The organism is Rhodanobacter ginsengiterrae, from assembly GCF_050026815.1.
GTDB classification, from domain to species: Bacteria; Pseudomonadota; Gammaproteobacteria; order Xanthomonadales; family Rhodanobacteraceae; genus Rhodanobacter; species Rhodanobacter ginsengiterrae.
Genome location: NZ_JALBWO010000045.1, coordinates 57,312 through 82,201 on the forward strand (window position 1 = coordinate 57,312; position 24,890 = coordinate 82,201).

General features: G+C 67.8%; 26 protein-coding genes. 17 read left to right on the forward strand and 9 right to left on the reverse strand.

All coding sequences use genetic code 11. From position 1 onward, the window contains the following. Nucleotides 1-32 precede the first annotated feature (32 nt). The 12 genes from ACQGNJ_RS04170 to ptsP all read left to right on the forward strand — a co-directional run bounded on the left by ACQGNJ_RS04170 (nt 33) and on the right by ptsP (nt 10,186). Nucleotides 33-1,043 (forward strand): KpsF/GutQ family sugar-phosphate isomerase, encoded by a 1,011-nt coding sequence (locus ACQGNJ_RS04170; RefSeq protein WP_426687978.1) that lies wholly within the window; start codon nt 33-35, stop codon nt 1,041-1,043. Between the two features lie 68 nt (nt 1,044-1,111). Continuing rightward, nucleotides 1,112-1,672 (forward strand): KdsC family phosphatase, encoded by a 561-nt coding sequence (locus tag ACQGNJ_RS04175; RefSeq protein WP_426687979.1) that lies wholly within the window; start codon nt 1,112-1,114, stop codon nt 1,670-1,672. Then, nucleotides 1,669-2,265: an LPS export ABC transporter periplasmic protein LptC gene (gene lptC, locus ACQGNJ_RS04180; RefSeq protein ID WP_426687980.1), complete on the forward strand. Its 597-nt coding sequence runs from the start codon at nt 1,669-1,671 to the stop codon at nt 2,263-2,265. The genes ACQGNJ_RS04175 and lptC overlap by 4 nt, the downstream gene beginning before the upstream one ends. Beyond that, complete coding sequence (gene lptA / locus ACQGNJ_RS04185; protein ID WP_426687981.1) at nt 2,228-2,821, forward strand: lipopolysaccharide transport periplasmic protein LptA; 594 nt, start codon at nt 2,228-2,230, stop codon at nt 2,819-2,821. The genes lptC and lptA overlap by 38 nt, the downstream gene beginning before the upstream one ends. Before the next feature lie 3 nt (nt 2,822-2,824). After that, on the forward strand, nt 2,825-3,544 hold the full coding sequence (gene lptB / locus ACQGNJ_RS04190; protein ID WP_426687982.1) for an LPS export ABC transporter ATP-binding protein: 720 nt from the start codon (nt 2,825-2,827) through the stop codon (nt 3,542-3,544). Between the two features lie 95 nt (nt 3,545-3,639). Continuing rightward, complete coding sequence (locus tag ACQGNJ_RS04195) at nt 3,640-5,097, forward strand: RNA polymerase factor sigma-54 (RefSeq protein ID WP_426687983.1); 1,458 nt, start codon at nt 3,640-3,642, stop codon at nt 5,095-5,097. 144 nt (nt 5,098-5,241) lie between these two features. After that, on the forward strand, nt 5,242-5,565 hold the full coding sequence (hpf, locus tag ACQGNJ_RS04200) for a ribosome hibernation-promoting factor, HPF/YfiA family (RefSeq protein WP_426687984.1): 324 nt from the start codon (nt 5,242-5,244) through the stop codon (nt 5,563-5,565). Between the two features lie 146 nt (nt 5,566-5,711). Further along, nucleotides 5,712-6,662, forward strand: a complete 951-nt coding sequence (gene hprK, locus ACQGNJ_RS04205) for an HPr(Ser) kinase/phosphatase (RefSeq protein WP_426687985.1) — start codon at nt 5,712-5,714, stop codon at nt 6,660-6,662. 4 nt (nt 6,663-6,666) lie between these two features. Next, the gene (rapZ, locus tag ACQGNJ_RS04210; protein ID WP_426687986.1) at nt 6,667-7,566 is read left to right on the forward strand and encodes an RNase adapter RapZ; all 900 of its coding nucleotides are present in this window, start codon (nt 6,667-6,669) and stop codon (nt 7,564-7,566) included. 37 nt (nt 7,567-7,603) lie between these two features. Continuing rightward, on the forward strand, nt 7,604-7,996 hold the full coding sequence (locus ACQGNJ_RS04215) for a PTS sugar transporter subunit IIA (protein WP_426687987.1): 393 nt from the start codon (nt 7,604-7,606) through the stop codon (nt 7,994-7,996). An 8-nt stretch (nt 7,997-8,004) separates the two neighbouring features. Then, nucleotides 8,005-8,274, forward strand: coding sequence for an HPr family phosphocarrier protein (locus ACQGNJ_RS04220; protein ID WP_426687988.1), 270 nt, complete (start codon nt 8,005-8,007; stop codon nt 8,272-8,274). Nucleotides 8,275-8,440: 166 nt separating this feature from the next. Next, the gene (gene ptsP, locus ACQGNJ_RS04225) at nt 8,441-10,186 is read left to right on the forward strand and encodes a phosphoenolpyruvate--protein phosphotransferase (RefSeq protein WP_426687989.1); all 1,746 of its coding nucleotides are present in this window, start codon (nt 8,441-8,443) and stop codon (nt 10,184-10,186) included. A gap of 28 nt (nt 10,187-10,214) precedes the next feature. Here ptsP and ACQGNJ_RS04230 read toward each other — a convergent pair whose 3' ends face one another. After that, a complete protein-coding gene (locus tag ACQGNJ_RS04230) occupies nt 10,215-11,108 on the reverse strand; it encodes a LysR family transcriptional regulator (protein ID WP_426687990.1) in 894 nt (297 codons plus the stop codon). Between the two features lie 87 nt (nt 11,109-11,195). Here ACQGNJ_RS04230 and ACQGNJ_RS04235 point away from each other — a divergent pair, with 87 nt between their 5' ends. Continuing rightward, nucleotides 11,196-12,233 carry a YeiH family protein gene (locus tag ACQGNJ_RS04235; RefSeq protein ID WP_426687991.1) on the forward strand — a complete coding sequence of 346 codons (1,038 nt, stop codon included), beginning with the start codon at nt 11,196-11,198 and terminating at the stop codon, nt 12,231-12,233. Between the two features lie 162 nt (nt 12,234-12,395). Continuing rightward, nucleotides 12,396-12,851 carry a hemerythrin domain-containing protein gene (locus tag ACQGNJ_RS04240; RefSeq protein WP_426687992.1) on the forward strand — a complete coding sequence of 152 codons (456 nt, stop codon included), beginning with the start codon at nt 12,396-12,398 and terminating at the stop codon, nt 12,849-12,851. 8 nt (nt 12,852-12,859) lie between these two features. Here the strand turns inward: ACQGNJ_RS04240 and tsaB are convergent, their stop codons facing one another. Continuing rightward, nucleotides 12,860-13,552, reverse strand: coding sequence for a tRNA (adenosine(37)-N6)-threonylcarbamoyltransferase complex dimerization subunit type 1 TsaB (gene tsaB / locus ACQGNJ_RS04245; protein WP_426687993.1), 693 nt, complete (start codon nt 13,550-13,552; stop codon nt 12,860-12,862). Beyond that, nucleotides 13,549-14,898 (reverse strand): cell envelope integrity protein CreD, encoded by a 1,350-nt coding sequence (creD, locus tag ACQGNJ_RS04250; RefSeq protein WP_426687994.1) that lies wholly within the window; start codon nt 14,896-14,898, stop codon nt 13,549-13,551. Before creD ends, tsaB begins: the two co-directional genes overlap by 4 nt. A 175-nt stretch (nt 14,899-15,073) precedes the next feature. Here creD and lepB point away from each other — a divergent pair, with 175 nt between their 5' ends. Then, entirely contained in the window at nt 15,074-15,748 is a 675-nt protein-coding gene (gene lepB, locus ACQGNJ_RS04255; RefSeq protein ID WP_426687995.1) for a signal peptidase I, read from the forward strand. 22 nt (nt 15,749-15,770) lie between these two features. Here the strand turns inward: lepB and ACQGNJ_RS04260 are convergent, their stop codons facing one another. Both ACQGNJ_RS04260 and yoaA read right to left on the reverse strand, forming a co-directional pair. After that, nucleotides 15,771-16,175 carry a nuclear transport factor 2 family protein gene (locus ACQGNJ_RS04260; RefSeq protein WP_426687996.1) on the reverse strand — a complete coding sequence of 135 codons (405 nt, stop codon included), beginning with the start codon at nt 16,173-16,175 and terminating at the stop codon, nt 15,771-15,773. A gap of 82 nt (nt 16,176-16,257) precedes the next feature. Continuing rightward, complete coding sequence (gene yoaA / locus ACQGNJ_RS04265; protein WP_426688035.1) at nt 16,258-18,201, reverse strand: DNA repair helicase YoaA; 1,944 nt, start codon at nt 18,199-18,201, stop codon at nt 16,258-16,260. A gap of 113 nt (nt 18,202-18,314) precedes the next feature. On the opposite strand from yoaA, the gene ACQGNJ_RS04270 reads away from it, so the two are divergent. After that, entirely contained in the window at nt 18,315-18,704 is a 390-nt protein-coding gene (locus ACQGNJ_RS04270; protein WP_426687997.1) for an MAPEG family protein, read from the forward strand. Between the two features lie 8 nt (nt 18,705-18,712). Continuing rightward, the gene (locus ACQGNJ_RS04275) at nt 18,713-19,285 is read left to right on the forward strand and encodes a DUF4166 domain-containing protein (RefSeq protein ID WP_426687998.1); all 573 of its coding nucleotides are present in this window, start codon (nt 18,713-18,715) and stop codon (nt 19,283-19,285) included. Nucleotide 19,286: 1 nt separating this feature from the next. On the opposite strand, the gene ACQGNJ_RS04280 is transcribed toward ACQGNJ_RS04275, so the two are convergent. The 4 genes from ACQGNJ_RS04280 to ACQGNJ_RS04295 form a co-directional block, all read right to left on the reverse strand. Beyond that, nucleotides 19,287-19,814: a tetratricopeptide repeat protein gene (locus ACQGNJ_RS04280; RefSeq protein ID WP_426687999.1), complete on the reverse strand. Its 528-nt coding sequence runs from the start codon at nt 19,812-19,814 to the stop codon at nt 19,287-19,289. A gap of 2 nt (nt 19,815-19,816) precedes the next feature. Next, nucleotides 19,817-22,153 (reverse strand): penicillin-binding protein 1B, encoded by a 2,337-nt coding sequence (gene mrcB / locus ACQGNJ_RS04285; protein ID WP_426688000.1) that lies wholly within the window; start codon nt 22,151-22,153, stop codon nt 19,817-19,819. Nucleotides 22,154-22,257: 104 nt separating this feature from the next. Continuing rightward, nucleotides 22,258-23,097 carry an SDR family oxidoreductase gene (locus ACQGNJ_RS04290; protein WP_426688001.1) on the reverse strand — a complete coding sequence of 280 codons (840 nt, stop codon included), beginning with the start codon at nt 23,095-23,097 and terminating at the stop codon, nt 22,258-22,260. A 7-nt stretch (nt 23,098-23,104) separates the two neighbouring features. Then, nucleotides 23,105-24,814 (reverse strand): hypothetical protein, encoded by a 1,710-nt coding sequence (locus ACQGNJ_RS04295; protein WP_426688002.1) that lies wholly within the window; start codon nt 24,812-24,814, stop codon nt 23,105-23,107. Nucleotides 24,815-24,890 lie beyond the last annotated feature (76 nt).

The following is a 24,890-nucleotide window of genomic DNA, read 5'->3' on the forward strand; positions in this document are numbered from 1 at the left end:
CGGGTCCTCCGCCCGCCCTTCATCGAGCCCTCATGAACGCACGCATCGCCCCACCCACCCCGGTCTCGCTGGACCAGGACCTGATCACGCGCAGCGCGCGCACGGTGATCGCCACCGAGGCTGCCGCGGTGCTGGCGCTGGAGTCGCGGGTCGGGTCGGAGTTCGTCGAGGCCTGCCGGCTGATCCTCGGCTGCACGGGCCGCGTGGTGGTCAGCGGGATGGGCAAGTCCGGCCATATCGGGCGCAAGATCGCCGCCACGCTGGCGTCCACCGGCACGCCCGCCTTCTTCGTGCATCCGGGCGAGGCCAGCCACGGCGACCTCGGCATGATCCTGCCGCAGGACGTGGTGCTGGCGCTGTCGTATTCCGGTGAGACCGACGAGCTGCTGCTGATCCTGCCGGTGATCAAGCGCCAGGGCATTCCGCTGATCGCGATCACCGGACGCCCGACGTCGTCGCTGGCCACCCAGGCCGACGTGCACCTGGACGGCAGCATTTCCAGCGAGGCCTGCCCGCTGGGGCTGGCGCCCACCACCAGCACCACGGTGGCCCTGGTCTGGGGCGACGCGCTGGCGATCGCCCTGCTGGAAGCGCGCGGCTTCACCTCCGACGACTTCGCCCGCTCGCACCCCGCCGGCGCGCTGGGCCGACGCCTGCTGCTGCATATCAGCGACGTGATGCACACCGGCGACGACGTGCCCAGAGTGTCGCCCGACGCCGGCATCACCGCCGCCCTGGTCGAGATGACCCGCAAGCACCTGGGCATGACTGCCGTGGTCGACGCCGAACAGCGCCTGCTGGGCGTATTCACCGACGGCGATCTGCGCCGCGCACTGGACGATGAGGGCGTGGACTTGCGCGGCGCCACCGTGGCCGAACTGATGACCCGCGGACCGAAGACCATCGGCGCCGACAAGCTGGCCGCCGAGGCGGCCCAGCTGATGGAGAAGTACCAGATCCACGCGCTGCTGGTGGTCGACGACGAGCAACGCGTGGTCGGCGCGCTGAACATTCATGATCTGCTCCGGGCGCGTGTGGTTTGATGCGGATTCGTCTCGACGAATCCGCGAAATCGAACAAGCCTCGCTTTTGACCTTCCTCCGCAGCCCCCATGCCTGAATCCGTGCCCGAAAGCCACCTCGCCAACCTCACCGCCGACCTCCTCGCCCGCGCCGCGAAAATCCGCCTGGCCGTGTTCGACGTGGACGGCACACTGACCGACGGACGCCTGTGGTACGGCGAGGACGGCCATGAAACCAAGGTGTTCCACGTGCACGACGGGCTGGGCCTGAAGCGCCTGCAGGCCAACGGCGTGCAGGTGGCGATCATCAGCGCGCGGATCAGCCACCCGGTGGCACTGCGCGCGGAGGAACTGGGCATCAGCCATGTCTACCAGGGCCAGGGCGACAAGCGCGGCTGCCTGCAGCAATTGCTCGACGCACTGCACCTTTCACCCGAACAGGCCGCCTTCGTCGGCGACGACCTGCCCGACCTGCCGCCGATGCGCATCGCCGGCCTCGCCGTGGCGGTGGCCAACGCCCATCCGTGGGTCGCCGAGGCGGCGCACTGGCAAACCACCCGTAGCGGTGGCATGGGCGCGGCGCGCGAGGCATGCGACCTGATCCTGCACGCCCAGGGCAAGAGCGACTCCGAACGGGAGCGCTGGCAGTGAACCTGCGCCTGTGGCTGCGCGACCGGCGCCTGCCGGCCGCGACCATCGCCATCGCGCTCGCCGCGGGCGTGGCCCAGTTGCTGCTGTGGTGGTTCGGTCCGGCACCGCGAACCAACGACTTCGTCGGTCCGCCGCGCTCCGGCTACACCCTGACCGACGCGCGCATGACCGAGTTCAACGCCGAGGGGCTACCCAGTTTCCATCTGCAATCGCCGCACCTGGAGCGCCGCGAGGGCGACGACTCGCTGTACCTGAACTCGCCTACCTTCCAGTTGCCGGCCAAGCAGGAGGGTGTGCCGGACTGGGTGGGCCAGTCGCTGTATGGCTGGGTCAACAAGAGCGGCACCGAGCTGAAGTTGCAGGGTCCGGTCGACATGCACCGGGCTGCCTTCGGCGATGCACCGGCGGCGCAGATCAAGACTGCCGACATCACCGCCTGGCCGAAACAGAACCGTCTGGAAACCGCCGCACCGGCGCAGATGGTGCAAGGCGGCACTAGAATCAGCGGCATCGGCATGCGTGCCGACCTCAACGACAAACATCTGGAGCTGCTCGATGACGTTCATGCCATCTTCCCGCCGCGCAAGCATTAGCTTCGCGCTCGGCATTGCCGTCCTGGGCCTGCTTGCTGCCCAGCCCGCACTGGCCAAGAAAAGCGATCGCCAGCAGGAAATGCACGTCGGGGCGAAACACTTCGACGGCTTCCAGAAACCCAACAGCGTCAGCACGCTGTCCGGCAGCGTGGTGATCACCCAGGGCACCCTGAAAGCCACCGGCGCCCAGGCCAAGGTCTATTTCGACGCCGACAGCCAGATCAGCCGCGTGGTGATCACCGGCAGCCCGGCTCATCTCGAACAGCTGGACGAAAACGGCAACCTGGTGCTCGGTGATGCCGCCACGCTCGACTACGACAATCTCAAGGGTATTGCCGTCCTCACCGGCAACGCATCCATCACGGAGAAAGGTCGGGGCGACGCACACGGCGACAAGCTCACCTACAACACCCAGACCAGCCAGATGACCGGGGAAAGCAGTGGCGACGGCCTGGTCCACATGACCTTCAAGCCCAAGGCCAGGCCTGCGGACAGCAGCCCGGCCGCCACCGCGGCCCCGGCCCCGGCCCAGTCGGCCCCGCAGGGACAGCCGTAACCGATGCTTTCCGCCGAAGGTCTGCAAAAGAGTTTCAAGTCGCGCCAGGTCGTGCGCGAATTCGGTTTCTCGATCCGCGAAGGGGAAGTGGTCGGCCTGCTCGGCCCCAATGGCGCGGGCAAGACCACCTGCTTCTACATGGTGGTCGGCCTGATCGAGGCCGATGCCGGCAGCATCAAGCTGGACAAGCTCGACATCACCGGCCTGCCGATGCATGCGCGGGCCAAGCTCGGCATCGGCTACCTGCCGCAGGAAGCATCGGTATTCCGCCGGCTCAGCGTGGCCGACAACATCATGGCCGTGCTGGAACTGCGGGACGGACTGACTTCGCAGCAGCGCGAGGCCGAGCTGGAAAACCTGCTGGATGAATTGAAGATCGCCCACATCGCCGGGCAGAAGGGCATCAGTCTGTCCGGCGGCGAGCGGCGCCGGGTGGAGATCGCCCGCGCACTGGCCGCCAATCCGCGCTACATGCTGCTGGACGAACCGTTCGCCGGCGTCGACCCGATTTCCGTGGGCGAGATCCAGCGCATCGTGCGCCATCTCAAGGAACGCGGCATCGGCGTGCTGATCACCGACCACAACGTGCGCGAGACCCTCGGCATCTGCGACCGCGCCTACATCCTCAACGAGGGCGAAGTGCTGTCGCGCGGCACCCCGGCGCACATCCTGGCCGACGAGAAGGTGCGCGAGGTGTACCTGGGACGCGAATTCCGGCTTTGAGATAGCTGCCGCGACATGCTCCCGCGTGATCCGGGCTATGGCCGCTTGCGCGGCTGCGAGTTACGATGGCCGCGTTTCCTTTAGACCCGGCTGGCATGAAACCCGCACTGCAGTTTCGCCTCCACCAGCAGCTCACGCTGACGCCGCAATTGCAGCAGGCCATCCGCCTGCTGCAGCTGTCGCAACTGGAACTGGAAGCCGAACTGCGACAGATCGCCGAAAGCAACCCGTTGCTGGAGTTTGCCGAGGAGGTCGAGGAAGAGGAAGCCAGCGAGGTCAGCGAGGCAGAATTCGACTATCCCAGCGTCGAGTCCGTCGCAGCGGCCGGCGGCAACGACGAGGTCGAAAGCGGCGACTGGACGGACGGTGGCGGCGCGGCGGAGGCGCCGATCGACTTTTCCGGCAGCAGCTCGGGCAGCAGCCCGGCTTCGCGCGGCGACGACGATTTCGAGCCGCAAAGCGCCGCGCCGGAAACCTTGCAACAGCACCTGCTGTGGCAACTCAACCTCGCCTCGTTCAATCCTCGCCAGCACCTGATCGCCACCGTGCTGATCGACGCGCTGAATCCCGCCGGTTACCTCGCTGAAGGGCTCGAGGCGATCATCGCCGCACTGCCCGCCGGCTTCGATGCCAGCATGACCGAAATCGAAACCGTGCGTCGCCGGTTGCAGGGCTTCGACCCCGCTGGCGTGGCCAGCCTGGACCTGCGCGACTGCCTGCGCGTGCAGCTTGAACAATTCGCTCCCGGCACGGCGCAGCGCGAACTCGCCTTGCGCATCGTCGACAGCGAGCTGGAACTGCTCGCCCGCAACGATATCGCCCGGCTGGCACGACGCCTGCGCGCCAGCGAGGACGAGGTGACCGAGGCGGCGGTCTTGATCCGCAGCCTCGATCCGCGCCCCGGCGCCGCGCTGGATACCACCCCGGTGGAATATGTCGCGCCGGACGTCTATGCGCTGCGCGACGGCTCGCGCTGGCGCGTCAGCCTGAACCCGGACGCGCAGCCCCGGCTGGGTCTGAACCAGCATTATTGCGGCCTTATCGCCAAGGCCCGCGGCGAGGATGCCAGCTGGATGAAGGGGCAGCTGCAGGAAGCGCGCTGGCTGATCAAAAGCCTGGAGTCGCGCGCGGAAACCCTGCTCAAGGTAGCCGATGCGATCGTGCGGCGGCAAAGCGCCTTCCTCGACTATGGCCCCGAAGCGATGCACCCGTTGGTGCTGCGCGAGGTGGCCGAGGAAGTGGGCATGCACGAATCGACCATTTCCCGCGTCACCACCCGCAAATACCTGCATACGCCGCGCGGCACGTTCGAGCTGAAGTATTTCTTCTCCAGCGGTGTCTCCACCGAGGATGGCGGCAGTGCGTCGGCCACCGCCATCCAGGCCATGCTGCGCAAATTGATCGGCGCGGAAGACGCGCGCAAGCCACTGTCCGACCTCGCCATCGCTGAGGAGCTGAAGCGCAAGGGCATCCAGGTGGCCCGCCGCACCGTCGCCAAGTATCGGGAAGGCCTGCGCATTCCCACTTCCAGCGAACGCCAGCGCGCGAGCTGAACGCCACCGCGCTGCATGCGGGAACTTGGTTAACGAAAAAACGCTCCCATACCTGCTACAGAATGATTGACGATGTGTCGGCGCCCCCGGCCCGACGCGTCCACCCGCCGCGACAACGCGGCACTGCACCAGAGGAGGCGACCCATGCAATTCCAACTCAGCGGCCAGCAGATTGAAGTCACCCCGGCCTTGCGCGATCACGCCACGGCCAAGCTCGACCGCCTCACTCGCCTCGACGACAAGCTGATCAGCCTTGCCATCGTGCTTTCCGTCGACAAGCTCCAGCAGCGCGCCGATGGCACGCTCAACGCAGTCGGCGCCACCCTGCACGCCGAGGCCACCGAGGCAGACATGTACGCCTCGATCGACGTGTTGTTCGACAAACTGGTCGCCCAGTTGCGCAAACACCGCGAGAAGGTCGCCGACAAGCATCAGCGCGAAGCACGCGAAGAACGCCAGTACGGCTGATCGCTTCATCATCTCCCAGCCGGAACGGCCCGCCCTGTGCGGGCCGTTCCTTTTTCTGAACACGCGTCGCCGGCCAAGCTGGCACAATGGCCATGTGGTCGCAAAGCCCCGCCGGGCAACGTCATGCGGCACAAAGGACCCAGGGCTTGGATCGGATCAGCGCGCGACAACTCTTCGATGGCGTCCACGAACGCATGGCCTTGCGCTGGGTGTCGGGCATGCGTGGCGAATCGCGGGCGCTGGAACCGGGCGTGGCGCAGGCGCGACGGCCGTCGCTGATCGGCTATCTCAACGTCATCTATCCGAACAAGGTGCAGATCATCGGTTCGGAGGAACTGAACTTCCTCGATGGCCTGGATTCACGCCAGCGCTGGGAGGTGATGCACAAGATTGCCGCCTACCAGCCGGTGGCGCTGATCGTGACCAAGGACCAGCCGATCCCGGCCGACCTGCGCGAGGTCGCCGAGGAGACCGGCACGCCGCTGTGGACCAGCGCCAAGCGTGGCCACGAGCTGCTGACCTATCTGCAATACCACCTGGCGCGCATGCTGGCGGCCAGGATCACCCTGCACGGGGTGTTCCTGGAAGTATTCTCGATCGGCGTGCTGATCACCGGCGAAGCGGGCTCGGGCAAGAGCGAACTGGCGCTGGAACTGATCAGCCGCGGCCATCGCCTGGTCGCCGACGACGCCACCGAATTCACCCTGATCGCGCCGGACGTGATCGACGGCAGCTGCCCCGACCTGCTGCAGGACCTGCTGGAAGTGCGCGGCCTGGGCGTGCTCAACGTGCGCGAGATGTTCGGCCACATGTCGGTCAAGACATCCAAATACCTGCGCCTGGTGATCCACCTGAAACCCCTGCGCGATGGCGAGGACATCGACGCGCTGACCCGCCTCACCGGCGACATCGGCCATCGCGAAGTGTTCGATGTGCAGGTGCCGATGATCACCCTGCCGGTCGCCCCCGGGCGCAACCTCTCGGTGCTGGTCGAGGCTGCGGTGCGCAGCCACGCGCTGAAGAGCAAGGGCATCGACCCGGCGCAGACCTTCATTGACCGCCAGGCGCACCAGTTGCGCCGACTGCCACCCTGGTGACCGCATGAACGAGACCACTCCGCTGCTCAACCCGCTGGTCGACCCGCACGAGATCCACCTGATCGTGCTCACCGGCATGTCCGGTGGCGGCAAGACGGTGGCGCTGCGCGCGCTGGAGGACCTCGAGTTCTACTGCGTCGACAACCTGCCCTCGGCCTTGCTGCCGCAGCTGGTCAATGCGGTGATCGAAGGCAACAGCAAGCACCGCCGCATCGCGGTGGGCGTGGACGTGCGCAACCGCGGCACCGACTTCGCCAACATGCCGAGCGTGCTGTCCGAACTGGCGGCGGCCGGGGTGCAGGTGCACATGGTATTCCTGGACTGCCGCGACGAAGTGCTGATCAAGCGCTATTCCGAAACCCGCCGGCGCCATCCACTGGCCACCCGCGGCGCTTCGCTGGCCGACGCGATCGTCGAGGAGCGCAAGCTGCTGCGCCCGCTGATGGCGATCGCCGAGAAGGTGATCGACTCCAGCGAACTCAACGTGCACCAGCTGCGCCGGCTGGTGGCCACCGGCTATGCCCAGGCCACCGAAGGCCTGACCCTGATGTTCCAGTCGTTCGCGTTCAAGCGCGGGCTGCCGCTGGACGCCGATTTCGTGTTCGATGCGCGCTGCCTGCCCAACCCGCACTGGCAGGCGCACCTGCGCCCACTGTCGGGCAAGGACGCGCCGGTGCGCGAGTTCCTCGATGCGCAAGCCATGGTCGGCGAGTATTTCGCCGACACCGCGCGCTGGCTGGATGCGTGGATTCCGCGCTTCGAGCTGGACGATCGCAGCTACCTGACCATATCGATCGGCTGTACCGGCGGCCGCCACCGTTCGGTTTACCTGGTCGAGAAACTTGCTGCCTGGTATCGCGACCGTCGCGAGGGCGTGCTCACGTTCCACCGTGAGCTGGAGTGAACCCGATGACTTTTCTCACCACCACGAAGCCGCGGCCATGAGCGTTGGCGTATTGCTGATGACCCACGAAGCGGTCGGCCAGGCGATCATCTCGGCCGCGCATCACGTGATGCCCAGGCTGCCGTTGCAGGTGGCCGCGGTGGAAGTGCCGCCGAATGCCGACCCCGACGTGATGCGCGCGCTGACCGCGCACCATGCACGCGAGCTCGACCACGGCGATGGCGTGCTGATCCTGGCCGACCTGTACGGCGCCACGCCATGCAACATCGGCCTGTCGCTGGCCGCGCTCGGCGTCCATCTGCGTTGCGTGTCGGGCCTCAACCTGCCGATGCTGCTGCGCGTACTCAACTATGCGGAAAAGCCGCTGGACGAATTGGCCGAGATTGCCGCCAGCGGTGGCCGCGGGGGAATTTTCATCGACCATGCGTAACCCAATTCATGCGTGAACAAGAAGTTGTCATCTCCAACAAACTCGGGCTGCACGCCCGCGCCTCGGCCAAGCTGGTGCAGCTGGTGCAAGGCTTCAAATCCACCGTATGGCTGGTCAGCAAGGGTCGCGAAGTCAACGCCCAGAGCATCATGGGCGTAATGATGCTGGCCGCCGGCCTGGGCAGCCCGCTGCTGGTGCGCGCCGAAGGCCCGGACGAGGAAGCCGCCCTGGCCGCGGTGGTCGAGCTGTTCGAGCGAAAATTCGACGAAGGAGCTTGATGGACATGGGATTCGGGATACTGGATTCGGGATGCGCAAAGGCAAGAGCCGCACGCCGAGCGCTGCAGCAGGCCTTGCCGTGGCCTGCTTTGCCGAATCCCCGCTTCCAACAGACGAATGTCTGGTCATCCCCCATCCCCAATCCCGCGTCCCGCAGGCGCGCACCATGAGACACATCCTGCCCGGCACCGTCGCTGCCCATGGCATGGCGCTCGGCCGTGCGCGGCTGGTGCAGCCCAGCCGCTACACCGTCGACACCCGTCCGCTGGGCGAGGACGAAATCGACGGCGAGCTGGAAGACCTGCACCGCGCGCTCGACACCGCGCGGCAGGAATTGCGCGAGCTGCGCAACCGACTGCATGGCGCGCTGGCCCGCGAGGTCAATGAATTCATCGACGCGCACAGCCTGCTGCTGGACGACGCCGAACTGCTGCGCGGGTTGGATGACCTGGTCAGGATCGGCCATTACCGCGCCGGCGCCGCGCTGAAGAAGCAGCGCGATCGCCTGTCCGCGGTGTTCGAGGCGATGGACGACCCTTACCTGCGCAGCCGCAAGGAAGACGTCGAGCAGGTGATCAACCGGGTGATTTCCGCGCTGCAGCGGCAGACCAGCCCGGAAGAACGCAAGCTGGCCGCCCGCGTGGGCGAGATCCTGGTGGCCGACTCGATCGCGCCCGGCGACATGGCGCAGCTGGCCGGCAACGGCCTGCTCGGCGTGGTCGCCAGTTCCGGCAGCGCCTATTCGCACAGCGCCATCCTGGCGCGCAGCCTCGGCCTGCCGATGCTGGTCGGCACCCGCGACGCGCTGTCCAACATCCACGACGACGACCTGATCCTGCTCGATGCCGAAGGCGGCGAGGCGATCGTGCATCCGACCGCGCAGGACCTGTCGCGTTATCGCGCCTGGCAGCGCGAAGCGGCGATCGAGGGCCGGCGTCTGGCCAAGCTCGCCAATGCGCCCACGCGGACCCGCGACGGCGTCGAGATCGCCCTGCTGGCGAATGCCGAAACCCCGTCCGACGTGGCCATGGCGCGCGCCCGCGGCGCCGATGGCGTGGGCCTGTACCGCACCGAATTCCTGTTCCTCAAGCACAAGGGCCTGCCCTCGGAAGACGAACAGTTCATCGCCTACCGCGACCTGGTGATGGGCATGGGCGGCCTGCCGGTGACCATCCGCACGCTGGATCTGGGTGCCGACAAGGCCGACGCCGCCGGACTCAGCCTGCGCGGCGAGGACAACCCGGCGCTCGGCGTGCGTGGCGTGCGCCTGTCGCTGCGTTATCCGGCGGTGTTCACCACCCAGATCCGCGCGATCCTGCGCGCCGCCTGCTACGGCCCGGTACGCGTGCTGGTGCCGATGGTGACCCAGCCGGACGAACTGATCGCGGTGCGCACCCTGTTCAAGCTGGCCCGGCAGGACCTCAAGCGCGAAAACATCGACCTGCCGGAAAAACTGCCGCTGGGTGCGATGATCGAAGTGCCCGCGGCAGCCATCAATGTGCGCGCGCTGCTGGAGCACGCCGACTTCCTGGCCATCGGCACCAACGACCTGGCCCAGTACGTGCTCGCCGCCGACCGCGGCAACGATGCGCTGGAAAACATCTACAACCCGCTGCAGCCGGCGCTGCTGCGGCTGCTTTCCCACGTGATCAGCGCCGGCCGACGGGCCAGGAAGCCGGTCAGCCTGTGCGGCGAGATCGCCGGCGATACCAACTTCACTGCGCTGCTGCTGTTGCTCGGCCTCAACCAGTTCAGCATGCACCCGGCGCAGATCCTGCAGGTGCGTGATCGCCTCGGCACACTTGATCACGGCAACCTGCGCCGCCACCTAGCCCAGTTGCTGCGCGCGCACACCCACGAGCAGGCCGAGACGATGCTCAACGAAATCGTGGCCAAGCGGGCGGTGGTCTGAGGCGTAGCAGCGCGCCGAACCGGACGGTTCAATCCGCGCGATCGAGCTCGATCCCTTCGAGGAACGCGTCCAGCAGCGCCCCACGGTACTTGTTCCGATGCAGCACCAGCGAGAGCTTGCGGCGCAAGTCGAGGAACGGTGTCTTCAGCGCCTTCAGGCGGCCGGTCGCCAACGCATCGGTGACGGCCACCATCGGCAGGCAGGCAATCCCCAGCCCGGCCACCACGGCCTGCTTGATCGCCTCGATCTGGTCCAGCTCCAGCACGGTCTCGCCCGGCGGCAGCTGCGACAGCACCCGCTCGCTGGTGGCGCGGGTGGCCGAGCCGGGTTCGCGCAGTACCCAGCGTGCACCGGCGAAATCCGCCGGCTTCAGGCCGCGCTTGCGCGCCAGCCGATGTTCCGGCGGCGCACATACCACCAGCAGGTCATCGCGCCAGGCGCGCACCTCCAGCAGCGGGTTGGCCACCGGCCCTTCGACGCAGCCGATGTCCAGGCTGTGATCGAGCATGCCGGCGGCAATCGCCTCGGTGTTGGCCACGCGCAAGCGAATGGCCACCTGCGGATGGGCGCGCACGAAGCCGCCGAGCAGTTCGCCGACCAGATAATTGCCCACCGTGTTGCTGGCGCCGATGCGCAATTCGCCGCCGAGTTCGGCGCCTTCCTCGCGCCCGCGCCGGCCGAATTCCGCATGCCGCTCCAGCAGTTCCTGCGCCAGCGGCAGCAATTCGCGGCCACGTGCATTCAGGCGCAGGCGACCACGCTCGCGATCGAACAGCGGCGCGTCGAGCTGCCGCTCCATTTCCGCCAGCGCCATGCTGGCGGCCGGCTGGGTCAGGTACAGACGCTCGGCAGCGGCGCGCACGCTGCCGAGCAGCGCGATCTGCACGAACACTTCCATCTGCCGCGGGCTGATATTGATCATCAGCCCATCTTATACGCCCGATCACACATTCCAAGTTCTACTTATCGACGTGCGAGCGGACAATGGCGGCCATTACAGGAGTCCGTCATGTCCAGCGCCACCGCCCCCTCCCTGCCCGCGCTTTTCCAGCGACGCGCCCCCGGCCTGCTGCTGGCCATGGCGATCGCCCTGCTGGCCTGGCTGCTGGGCCGCTGGCTGCCGCTGATCGGCGGACCGGTGATCGGTATCGTGCTGGGCATCCTGGTGGGCAACCTGCTCTCACCGGGCGCGCGCTTCGCGCCTGGCATCGCCTTCGCCGGCAAGAAGGTGCTGCAGTGGTCGATCATCGCGCTGGGTTTCGGACTCAGCCTGGACCAGGTCGCGAAGACCGGCCTGGAGTCGCTCTCGGTCACCCTGGTCACGATGACCGTGGCCTTCCTCTCTGCCTGGGCGCTCGGCCGCTGGCTCGGCGTGCACGACAAGCTGATGGTGCTGATCGGCGTGGGCACGGCGATCTGCGGCGGCTCGGCGATTGCCGCGGTGACGCCGATCATCCGCCCCGACGATCACGACACCGCGTTCGCGATCTCCACCATCTTCCTGTTCAACGTGGTCGCCGTGCTGCTGTTTCCGCTGCTCGGCCACCTGCTGCATCTGAGCGACCTCGGCTTCGGCCTGTGGGCCGGCACCGCGATCAACGACACCTCCTCGGTGGTCGCCGCCGGCTACAGCTACAGCCACGCCGCCGGTGATTACGCCACCATCGTCAAGCTGACCCGCGCCACCCTGATCATTCCGGTCTGCCTGGTGCTGGCCTTCGTCGTCGCCGCGCGCGAAAAGCGCCAGCACGCCGCCGCCGGCAGCGTCGGCCACTTCAGCCTGGCCAGCATCTTCCCCTGGTTCATCCTGTGGTTCCTGGTCGCCTCAGGTCTGCGTACCGCCGGCCTGATCCCCCTGGCCATCCAGCCGTCCATTCACTTGCTGGCCGAGTTCCTGATCATCGTGGCGCTCACCGCGATCGGCCTGTCCGCCAACCTGCGCAAGATGGTCGCCAGCGGCGCGCGACCGATCCTGCTGGGGCTGGGCGTGTGGATCGCCGTGGCGGTGAGCAGCCTGCTGGTGCAGCTGGTGATCGGGCAACTCTAGACGCGACCCGCACCGGGCGCGTCGCTTGCGCCTCAGGCAACGGACACTTCGTCTCGACAATGGAAGTGATCAGCTTGGAACTCGGCGCCGCGCCCCACCTCGCCGAGGACGCAACCGGGCCATCCGGCCACCTTCGCTTTCATTTTTGCCGCGGGAATGCACATGACCGACAACATCTTCGAAGCGCTTCGCGAAAGTCACCAGATCCAGCGCTCGCTCATGCGCAAGTTGAAGCTGTCAAAAGTTGGCGAACGCCGGATCGATGTCTTCACCCGGTTGCGCATCGAACTGGCGGCACATGAAGCCGCGGAAGAGCGTTATCTGTATGCACCGATGCTGATGGATGACCGCGGGCTGGCTCCCTCGCGCGATGCCCTCGCCGACCATCACAAGATGGACATGATCGTGGCCGACCTGCAGACGCCTGACCACGCCGGCAGCAGCTGGATGGCCAACGTGCGCAAACTGTCGCGGGAACTGCATCATCATCTGCGCGAGGAGGAGAAAATTTTCTTCCAGCTTGCGGGCAGGATTCTCGACGAGCGCGCCAAGCTGTCGCTGGCAGGAAAGTACCGCGGGGACTACCAGCGCATGCGCGAGAAACTCGCGCAGGCCTGAACTTCCATTCAAGCCTTGCCCTGCTCCACCAGCGTCAACGCCACCTTGTCCCTCAGATACACCGGCAGCGCCAGTTCCGGTGCCTGCCCGTGGCCGGCCTTGAACTCGCGCAGCGCCAGCTCGGCAACGTGGGCCGCCTGCGGATAGCGCAGGCCGTCGGCGGAATGCAGCGTGCCGGTGAGACGCCGGCTCAGCACCGTGGCGTAGGTGGCCCAGCCGGTGCCGACCACCTGCCAGGCGCCAGCCTCGGGCAACACCAGCGATTCGGCGGTGCAGATGCGTTCTTCGTCCAGTGCGATCAGGCCGCCGTTGTCGTCGCGGCGATAACAGGCGGCGTAGATTTCGCCCATGCGCGCATCGATCACGGCGAGGATCGCGGTGCCTTCTTCCTCCGGCGCTTCCAGCGCCAGTGCGGCGAGCGAGGAGATGGTGAGCACCGGCAGGTCCAGCGCCAGCGCCATGCCCTGCGCCAGCGACACGGCAAGGCGCACGCCGGTGAATGCGCCGGGGCCGCGACCCACCGCGATGGCGTCCAGGGCATGGCGGCCGATGCCGGCTTCGGCCAGCAGCTGGTCGGCCATCGGCAGCACCAGTTCGGTGTGCCGGCGCGGCGCGATCTCGCTGCGGGCGATCAGTTCATCGCCGTGGATCAGGGCGACGGAGCAGGCTTCGGTGGCGGTTTCGATCGCGAGCAGGTTCATGATTTGCCCATGATAGCGGCTGCCGGCTCGGTCGACGTGGGCACGTAGGCATACCAGTCGATGCGGCGGGTCAGGTACATCATCAGCCCGACCATTGCCAGCAACACCAGGGCGCCGATCAGCAGCGCGTATTGCTCGGCCGCGATCAGGCCGTACAGCATCGCGTAGATCAGGCCCAGCACGCCGCCCAGCAACAGTCCCGCACGTCGTGCATGCAACACCGCCGTCGCGTAGCCACCCACCAGCAGTGCCACCGCCGTGGCCGCCAGCGCGTAAGCCGGGCCGAAGCCGATCTGCTCGGACAGCGCCAGCAGCACCACGTAGAACGTGGCCAGCGCCGCACCGACCAGCAGGTACTGCACCGGATGCACACGCAGCCGCTTGAGCACCTCGAACAGGAAGAACGCCACGAAGGTCATCGCGATGAACAGCAGGCCGTATTTCCCCGCGCGCACATTGCGCTGATAGACATCGACCGGCTGGTACAGCTGCACGCCGAAGGTGGAAGCCTGCAGCGCCTTGTCCATCCCGGCATCGCCGTCGCTCCAGTGCTGGCCGTAGCTGCGGTTGAGGTCGAGCAGGTGCCAGTGCGCGCTGAAACCCTGCGCGTCGACCCGATGCTCCAGCGGCAAGGCAGCGCCGACAAAGCTGGGATCGCTCCACGGCGCATGCATGGTCACGTCGGTGCTGCGCGCCAGCGGCAGCAGTTGCAGCGCCTCGGTGCCGGCCAGCTTCAGGGTGATCTGCATCTCGATCGGTTGCTCGCCCAGCGCGTCCAGATCGATCGGCACCACCACGTTCGGCCACGGACCGAGCCGATCGGCCGAGGATTCGAAGCGTGCCGGCTGGCCGTTGATGCGCAGGTCGGCCACCTCCTGCAGCCCGCGCAGGTCGCCGATCGGCAATCGCAGCTCGGCCTTGCCGGCCTGCCATGGCGCGTCGCTGCCGCGACGGAACTGGGCGATGTCGGCGGCGCGAAATTGTCCGGCCAGCTTCACCGTGGCGACGAACACCGGCGCGGCGTAGATGCCGTAGCTGCGCGTATCGACCGTCATCGCCACGTCCATCGTCAGCGTGTCCGCCAGCATGCTCTCGCTGCCGGCGCGCCATTGCGGCGTGGTCGCCGCGGTGGTCGTTTCCTGGCGCAGCGTGGGCACCACCAGCACCGGTCCGCCCAGCACCTGCGCGCCGCCCCAACCCTGCGCGATCTGCGCGATCGCGTTCACCCGCAGTTGCTGGCGCTCGCGCACCAGTCCGCTCACCTGCAGCAGCGGTATCGTCATCAGCAACGCCAGCACGCCGATGCCCAGCACCTTGGCGGTCACCGTCTGTGTCCATGAGCCCATCGCACCATCCTCCCCGGAATCGAGCGTCGACTACACCACGGGCAACGGCGGCAACGCGGGCGAGCGCGGCCTGCCAGCAGGCCGCAAGATGGCAGGCCGATGACCGCGAACTTTCGCGCCGCTGCCGCGGTCACTGCCGGAACGGCAAGTCAATCGACCCGGACAGGGGAACGCCATGCACGCGATCGCAAGATTCCTGGCCCGCAACAAGGGCTTCATCACCTTCATGCTGTGCATGCTGGTGTTCCGCAGCGCGGTGGCCGACTGGAACGTGGTGCCGACCGGCTCGATGCAGCCGACCATCCGCATCGGCGACCGCATCCTGGTGGACAAGCTGGCCTATGACGTGCGCCTGCCGTTGACTCACCTCTCGCTGGTGCACCTGGCCGATCCGCGGCGCGGTGACATCGTGGTGCTGGATTCGCCAGCCGCGCACGAGCGCCTGGTGAAACGGGTGATCGGCCTGCCTGGCGACGAAGTGGCCATGCGCGGCAATATGCTGTTCATCAACGGCCACGCCGCCCGCTACGCGGGAAGCAGCTATAACGGCATCCACGACGACCAGCGCGATCCGGCCCATTACGAGATCGAACACTACGGCGCGATGAACCACGCCATCCGCCTGTCCGATCATCGACCCAGCCCGGCCAGCAGCTTCGGCCCGGAGCAGGTGCCGCCGAACCAGTACCTGCTGCTCGGCGACGACCGCGACAACAGCCTGGATTCACGCTATCTCGGCTTCTTCCCGCGCAAGCAGATCGTCGGCCGCGCCCGCCACGTGGTCGCCTCGTTCGACCCGGAGCATCACTACCTGCCGCGAAGCGATCGCTTCGGCGCCGCGCTCGACTAGCGCTGTCACGCACTGCCGACCTTCAGGGCGCCACCACCAGCGTCCCCTGATGAAACACGATCACCCACTCGTCGCCACTGCGCCGCCAGATCGTGCTGCGCCGGCTCACCCGTTCGCCCTGCTCCAGGGTGTAGGTAAGCAGATAGGTGTCCGGCCCGAGTACCCGGCAATGGAAATCGTGGGTTCTCCAAGTGTGTTCGGCGGGATCGGGGGGACGGTGCTCCAGCACGTCGAGCACATGGGCGCGGCTGTAGCGCTGGCCGGAGGCGCCGATTTCCCAGAAATCGGAGGCCGCCATGCGTTCGAAATCGGCGCGGGTGTTGCCGAACTCCGGGCGATGGAAGATCGGTTCGCGGCGACGCAATGCTTCCAGCACAGGCAGCAGTTCGGCGGGCGTGGTCAGGTCGGGTTCGGCTGGATGGCGCATCGGCCGTGGGTTCCTGTTCGATGCCATGGCGTTTCTCGTGTTGAGTCTGCCGCATTGCGGTGAAGCGGCGAGCACGCGACTGCTAGGGGTTCGCCTCTGCCTCGGCGAAGAACGCCCGCACATCCGCCAGCTCGCGGGTGCGTGGCATCGGCGGCAGGCTGGCCAGGAACAGCTTGCCGTAGCCCTTGCCGGTGAGGCGCGGATCGCACAGCACCAGCACGCCGCGATCGTGCACGTCGCGGATCAGCCGACCGGCGCCCTGCTTCAGCGCTATCACGGCGCTGGGCACCTGCCAGCCCATGAACGGGTTGACGCCGGACTGTTCGAGCGCAGACAGGCGCGCCATCAGCACCGGATCGTCGGGCGCGGCGAACGGCAGCTTGTCGATCACCACCACGCTCAAGGCCTCGCCGACCACGTCCACGCCTTCCCAGAAACTGGCTGCGCCCAGCAGCACGCCGTGGCCGCTGGCGCGGAACTCTTCCAGCAGCCGCGGACGCGGCGCAGTGCCCTGCACGAACAGCGGCCACGGCACCTTGTCCTGCAGCAGCTCGGCGGCGCGGCGCAGCGCGCGATGCGAAGTGAACAGCAGGAAGGCGCGGCCATGGGATGCGTGCAGCACGGGCAGTACCGCGTCGATGACGTGTTCGGTGTAGTCGCGCGCGTTGGGATCGGGCAAGCCGGCGGGCAGATAGCACAACGCCTGACGCGCGTAGTCGAACGGACTCTCCAGGCTCAGCGTGCGCGGTTCGTCCAGGCCCAGCTGACGCGTGAAATGGTCGAAGTTGCCGGCCACCGACAAGGTGGCCGAGGTGTGGATCCACGCGGCCTGGGTACGCTCGCGCAGGCCGCGCATGGGCGCGGCGAGGTCCAGCGGTGTGGCATACAGCGCGAAGCCACGGGGAAAGGTTTCGTACCAACGCACGTCCTGGTCGCCGTGCGACTCGACGATGCGATCCAGTCGCTCGGTGAACAGTTCGGCGCGCTCGTGCAGGTTGGCGAAGCCGCGCGAGCGCTCGGCCTGCGAGCCGAGCAGTTCGGCCAGGGTGGCCAGCAACTCGCGCAGGTCGTGCAGCGAAGCGCGCACGTCGGCGCGATCCTCCAGCAACTGGAACGCGCCACGTGACGGCAAGGCATCCAGCGCCAGGCGCAACTTGCGCAGCGCATCCTGCAGCGCTTCCACCGGCTCCAGCAGCAGGCCGATCGCGCCGGTGACGCCGCCGCACTCGGTCAGCGCATCCTGCGCCAGGTCGGTGAGCTGGCGCGCGCTCACGCTTTGCGAGAAAAACTGTCCGGCCAGTTCCGGGATCTGGTGTGCCTCGTCGAGGATGAAGGCCGCCGCGCCCGGCAGGATCTCGCCGAAACCCTCCTGCTTCAGTGCCAGGTCGGCGAACAGCAGGTGATGGTTGACCACCACCACGTCCGCTTCCATCGCCTCGCGACGCGCCTTGAATACATGGCAATCGTCATAGAACGGACACTCCACGCCGAGGCAGTTTTCCGGTGTGGAGGTGACCCGCGGCCACAGCGGCGATTCCTCCGGCACCTCGGCCAGCTCCATGCGATCGCCGCGGCGGGTACGCGCCGACCACGCGCGAATCGTCGCCAGCTGCGCAGCCTGCGTGCGCTCGAAGGTGGCGCCTTCGCGCACGGTCTGGTCCAGCCGGTACAGGCACAGGTAATTGGCGCGCCCCTTCAGCAAGGCCGTCTTCAGCCGCGCGTCGAGCACCGAACGTACCTTGGGCAGATCGCGAAAATACAGCTGATCCTGCAGCGCCTTGGTGCCGGTGGAGATGATCACCCGCTCGCCCGACAACAGCGCCGGCACCAGGTAGGCGTAGGTCTTGCCGGTGCCGGTGCCGGCCTCGGCGACCAGCGTGTCGCGCCCGGAGATCGCCTGCTGCACTGCGCGAGCCATGCTCTGCTGGGCGGCGCGGGGGGCGAAATTGGGCAGCTCGCGGGCGAACGGACCTTCGGCACCGAGCAGGGTTTCCAGATCGTCGTTGCCGCTTTCTTCAAACTCCATCATCTTCCAAGTATCGCCCAGCGCCGACGCGCGGCATACCCGCGATGCCGGTCGGATGGCGCGCATCGGCGGAATGATTCACCATGGCCACACCAACTTGGGGGGATCGCACGATGACGACCGAACTGAGCATGCTGTTGTGGAGTGTGGTGCTGGGCCTGGTGCAGATCGCGCTTGCCGCGAGCGGTTCGGTCAGCCAGCGTGGGCTGGCCTGGGCAGCCGGCCCACGCGATGGCGAGCCCAGGGTGTTGACCGGCATACCCGCACGACTGTGCCGTGCCAGCAACAACTTCCTGGAGACCTTTCCGCTGTTTGCCGTGGCCGTGCTGCTCGCCTTCGTGCTGCAGCGGCACGACGGCATGACTGCGCTCGGCGCGCAGCTCTACTTCTGGGGACGGCTGGTTTACCTGCCGGTCTACGCCGCCGGCACCCCCTATCTGCGCACCCTGGTCTGGACGGTGAGCATCGTCGGCATCGTGCTGATTCTCGCGGCGCTGTTCTGATCCCCACCATGCCCGCGGCGGCAGAGCTGACGCAGACGGCGGCGAGCAGGTGGTTCGGTGACGCCTTCTTCCAGTTGCACCCGCGTCTGCAGTCATTGCATCGCCGTGGTGGGCTGCTGCGTGGCCCGGTGGACATCTGCTTCGGACGTGGCCTGGCCGGAATGATCGGACGCCGGCTTGCGCGCCGGCTCGGCATTCCCGCGATGCCGGGAAAGCACCAGCTTGAGGTGGCCATCAGCCATCACGACGACCTGCTGCATTGGGACCGGCGCTTCGACGGGGGCGAACGATTTCCTTCGACCTTCCTGCCTGTCGGCCGCTGGCCCGCGGGCAGCTGGGTTGAGCAGACCGCGGTGATCGCGTTGCAGTTGCAGGTGGATATCGTCGACGGCGGCTGGCATTGGCGCTGCGTCGGCGCCAGGCGTGGACGCTGGCGCTTGCCGCGCTGGCTGCTGCCGCGCAGCGAGGCGTACAAACGGATTGAAGAAGGTCGCTATCGCTTCAAGGTCAGCTTCGCGCTGCCCTTGCTGGGCATGGTGCTGGGCTATGGCGGATGGCTCGACGAAGTCCCGGGCGGCTGACTCAGTAGCGTGGCACCCCGGGCTTGTGGCACTGCCTCACCCATTTGCGGGCGGTGTCCGCACCGGCCTTGTCGCGGGCCTGCAGGCGCATCTCGACGATGGTCTGCCAGTTGCGTGCGCACAACGAACCCAGTCGCGGGCCAAGTGACCATGAGCGATGCGCAAGGCGCTCGGCGGTGGCGAAGTCCTTCAGCCGCACCGCCACTTCGGCACGCTCCTGCAGCAGTTCCGGTGCGTCCGGGCCGAGCTTCAGCGCCTGGTCGAGCTTGCCGGCGGCGGCGGCGTACCGGCCGCCCTGCTCGTCCTGCCGGGCGGCATCCCGCAGCGCACTCACGCCGGGATCGGGCAGCGGATTCACGTCGATGATCGACTTCTCGCGTTCACCGGCGGCGCGAATCGCGGCCACCTGGTCGTAGCTCGGCAGCGGGGTCGGCGCCGGGGTCCGCGGGGTGGTGGCGAACATGCCGCAACCGGCCAGCAGACCGGCAATGAGCAGAGACAGCAGCAGCTGACGAACGGGGCGAGCCATGATCAATTTCCAGTCGGTACGGCAGGGGCGGCGGGCGCTGCAGGCGCGGGCGGCGGGCTGTCGCTGCCGCCGCCGAACAGGTTCTGCCAGAAGCAGCCTTCGGTGTCGGCCGACACGGTGCCGGCGATCACCGGCACCTGCTGCGCGCCTGCGCACTGCGGCTCGGTGCGCTTGCCGGTCGCCGGGTTGAGCCAGGCCATCTCCAGCCCGGCGCCCGGCCCGGCCGGCAGCGGGCGGGTCGGCAGCTTGGCGAACAGGTCACGCCAGGCCCGCAGGCCACCGCTGGCGCCGAACAAGGTGGTCGGCTTGTTGTCGTCGCGGCCCATCCAGAACACCGCCAGATGCTCGCCGGTGAAGCCGGCAAACCAGCTGTCGCGCATGTCGTTGCTGGTGCCGGTCTTGCCCGCGGCATGCAACGAGGCCAGCGCGGAATTGCCCAGCGCGCTGGCGGTGCCGTACTCGGCCACCTGCTGCATCGCCCAGGTCGTCAGCCGCACCGCTTGCTGGTATTCGCCCGGACCACCCTGCACCTGGTAGCGCTTGATCGTGCGGCCATTGCCGTCGAGCACGCCGCGCACCGCCACCAGCGGCAGCGCGTGGCCGTCGGCGGCGAGGTACTGGTACAGCTGGGTCAGTTGCAGCGGCGCCAGGTCGAGCGCGCCGATCAGCAGCGACGGGCTGGGATTGATGTCGCCGATGCCGAACGATTTCAGGAATGCCTGGATCCGCGGCAGGCCCACGTCCATGCCCAGGTGGATCGTCGCCAGATTCCACGAATGCGCCAGTGCGTCGACCATGATCAACGGATCGTGGCTGCGATGGTCGTCGTTCTGCGGGGTCCACATGCTGCCGTCGGGCTGGCGCATGCTGACCGGGCTGTCGTCCATCAGGCTGGCCAGGTTCCAGCGCTCGGGCTGGGTCAGCGCGACCAGGTAGACAAATGGCTTGATGGTGGAACCGATCGGGCGGCGCGCATCCAGCGCACGATTGAAACCCGGATCGCCGGGAATCTTGCTGCCGACCACGGCCAGCACGCTGCCGGTCTGCGCGCCGGTCACCACCGCCGCCGCCTGGATGCCGTCGCCGCGCCTGCCCAGACTCTTCAACGTGCTGGTGATCGCCTGCTCGGTGTACAGCTGCGCGGCCGGATCGAGCGTGGTGAAGATCGACAGGTTGCCCTCGCGCAGCGCGTCTTCGTCGAAGTCTGCGGTGATCTGGTTGCGCACCAGTTCCATGAAGGCGGGGAAGCGGTTGTGCGGCAACTGGCCATTGCTGACGATGTCCAGTGGTGCAGCCTGCGCGGCATTGAGCTGGGCCGCCGTGATCAGGTTGGTCTGGAAGAATTCCTTCAGCACCAGGTTGCGCCGGGTCAGCGCACGCTGCGGCGAGCGGCGCGGGTCGTAATAGCTCGGGCCTTTCACCATGCCTACCAGCAGGGCGATCTCCTGCGGCCGCAGGTCTTCCAGCCGGCGCCCGAAGTAGAACTCCGACGCTGCCGCGAAGCCGTGCACCGCCTGGCTGCCCTGCTGGCCGAGGAATACGTCGTTGACGTAGGCCTCGAGGATCCGCCCCTTGCTGTAGTGCGCCTCCAGCAACAGCGACATCAGCGCTTCGTTGATCTTGCGGGTGAAGTTCTGGTCGCGGCTCAGGAACAGGTTGCGCACCAGCTGCTGGGTCAGCGTGGAACCACCCTGCACCGTATGCCCGGCTCGCAGGTTGGCGAACGCGGCGCGGGCGATCGCGCTGAAGTCGATGCCGATGTGATGGTTGAAGTCGCGATCCTCGACCGCCTGCAGGCCGCTGACCAGCAGCGGCGGCACGTCGGCCAATCGCACGAAACGGCGCTCTTCCTGACTGGCGCCGTACAAGGTGGCGATGCGCGCCGGATCCAGGTGGGCCAGCGCGATGGCCTTGCCGCTGGCGTCATCCTGCACCGCCTTGACCAAGCCGCCGGCCAGGGTGACGCGGATGCGCTTGGGCAATTCGCCGCCATCGGGTCCGGCATAGCCGCGCGAGGAAATGGTGTAGCGCAAACCGTCCTTCTTCCAGCCACCCGCCACCTGGCCCTTGCCGTCATTGCTGTAGCCGGCAAAGGTCAGCTCCAGCTCCAGCGCCGACGAGGTCATCGGCGTGCCCACCGCCAGCGGCAGCGGTCGCGCGTAGACCCGCGTGGGCACCGCGAACACCAGTTCGTTGAAGCGATCCTGCACCCGCTTGTTCAACACCAGGGTGTACGGCAGCACGAAGCCGAACAGCAGACCCATGCCGATCCAGAACGGAATGCGCAGCCACGGCCAGCTGCGACTGGCGATCGAACGAAGGCGGGTCAGAAGAGTCAACGTGGGGAAATCCGGCTATCGAGTGGTTCGATGATAGGGCCTGCTACCCGGCGGGCAAATGAACGTGGCGGCGGGTTTTGGGGCAAAACGCGGGCAATGCGCGCTTATCCGGAAGGCAGCCACATCGACGCCTCAGGGCGAAACGGTCGCGGCCGGATGCCGAGCAGGCGCTCCAGCTCGGCGTTGTCGGCGACCAGGTCGCGGTCCAGCCGGCCCAGCGGACCGCGCAGGCGCGGCAGCGCGAGCTGAACCGCGTGCAGCAGCCAGGCCGGCAACGGCACCGGGATCGTGGTGGCCGGCAGACTGCGGCGCACGCGCGCGAACATCTCCGCCGCCGCCAGCCGTTCGCCACCACCGATCGGCAGCACGCGACCGGCCGAGGCCGGGCATTCGAGCGCAGCCAACGCTGCTTGAGCGATGTCGTCCGCGTGCACCGGCTGGCGCAGGCCGCGACCGGCGGGCAGCGGAAACAGGCGCGTCCGCATCGCCCGCCGGGCCATCGGGGCAAGACTCTGGTCCAGCCCCGCGCCATACACCAGGGTGGGCCGCAGCACCGTCCACGCGCTGCCGTGGCGTTCGCAGGCGCCGGCAAGCGCCGCTTCGCTCTCGCGCAACTGGCGCGACACGTCCCGTTCGCCGGGCACCGGCGAGTCGCGCTTGCTTTCGGCACTCATCGAACTGGTGGCGATCACCCGCGGCGCATCGCCCAGGCTGGCCTGCGACAGCCAGTCCGCAAGATGCGACAGCGGACCGCAACTGATGATCGCCGACAGCGACGGCAACGCCGGCACACGATCAGGCAGGCTGCCGTGCAACCAGGTGATGCCGGGGGACCCCGGCCGCGGATGCCGACTCATCGCGAGCACCGGCTCGCCGGTGGCCAGCAGTCGCGGCAACAGGAACCAGCCGATCTGGCTGCTGGCGCCGATCACCAGCACCGTCATGCGCGAATCACCCGCCGCCCTGCAGGCGGGCGTCCAGATCCTGCACGCGGGGGCTGGCGGGCGCCAGCTTGCGCGCGCGCTGCAGCGACTGGCCGGCGCCGATGCGATCGCCGCGGCCCAGTTGCTGCTCGGCCTGGTCCAGCCATGCGCTCGCCAGTCGGTTGCCAAGCGCTGCCTGCGCCGCATCGCCGGGCGCCAGTTCAGCCAGGTTGGCCAGCATGTCGCCGGCCTGGCTCAGCTTGCCCGCGGAAAGTGCCTGTTCGAACTGCTGGCGGACCTTGCCCGGCAGCGCCTGCAAGCCGTCGAGCGCCGCCTGGTTGTTGCCATCGATCGCCAGCGCACTGCGGTAGAGATCGTAGGCGCTGTCACCAGGCGGCATCATGATGTCGCCGTTGCTGGTCGCCACCTGCGCACGCTGCACCAGCCGCGCCACCGCCGCACCTTGCTGCGGCGACAACACCACCTGCGCCGGCGCTGCATCGGCTGCCGGCGCGGCGCCGGGTGCAGCGTGGGACGCCGCGGAAACAGCGGACTCCGCCGCGCTGTCCAGGCGTGCCCGCGTCGCGGCGAGGTCGGCCGATTTCGGCGCCAGCTGCGCGGCCTGGTCGAGCAGCTTTTCCGCCTGCAGATTGTCGCCCGCGTCGATCGCCGCACTGGCCTGCACGGTCAGCGCCTGTGCCACGTTGCCGAGGCCGGCCTGCGCCTGCGCATTGTCGGGATCCAGCTTCAGCGCCGCCTGGAAATGCGTCAGCGCGGTGTCGTCGCCAGTGCCGCCAATGCGGCCGGCGCGCAGCGCGTCCTGGCCCGCCTTCAGTTCCGCCGCGAGCGCGCTGTTGTCCTGCTTGCGCGTCTGCGCCTGCAGCGCGCGCAGCGCCGGCAGCGCGCCGTTGTTCGGCTGCAAGGCGGCAAGCTGTTCGATGCGCGCATCGGCGGCAGCGCCGTCCTTGGCATCCAGTGCCTTGCGCGCCTGCACGGCCAGCGCGTAACCGACCTGGTCCAGTCCGTGGTTGGCCACCGCGTTGTCGGGATCGGCTTGCAGCACGCGCCGATACAGCGCGCCGGCACCGTCGGGGCCGTCCAGCTTGCCGGCTGCGAAGGCCTGTTGTGCCTGGTCGACCAGATCCACCGTCTGCACCTGGCGGGCGCGGGAGCCGCTGATCGCACGATCCAGTCGGTCGATGGCGCTGCCGCCGCCGAGCAGTTCGCGCGCCACCGTCGCCTGCTGCGACGCCTGCGTCAGGTTGCCGGACTGCAGCGACGCGTCGGCCTGCGCCAGCATCGCCTGGCCGACCTGACGCAGCCCGTCGCGGGCCCGATCATTGTCCGGCTCCAGCGCCGCGGCGGACTGGAACAGCTCGCGCGCACTGCTGCCATCCTGGCCGTCCAGACGGCCATCCTGCAAGGCCTGCTGCGCCTGGGTCAGCAGTGTGTTGAAATCGGTCCGCGGCACCATGCCACGCAGCCGAGCCTGGTTGAACCACAACACCCCCAGCAGGCCGATCACCAGCAGCAGCAACACCGGCACCAGCCAGCCACGACGGCGCTTCGACCGCGTTGGCGGCGATACCCGGCCATGCGGGCGGCGCGCTTCCACGGCCACGCGCGGCAGGCCGTCCGGTACCGGTGCACGGGGCGCGTCCAGCCGATCGATATCGCCAAGCGTGGGCTCGGTGCGAATCGGAGGATGTGCGTCGTGCTGGTCGCGGCGTCCGCTCATGGTTCGTGGCTGTGATGACTGACGATGCAGCTTAACATCGCCCCAGCGGCCGCCGGCCCGCCGCACGGCGCGCATT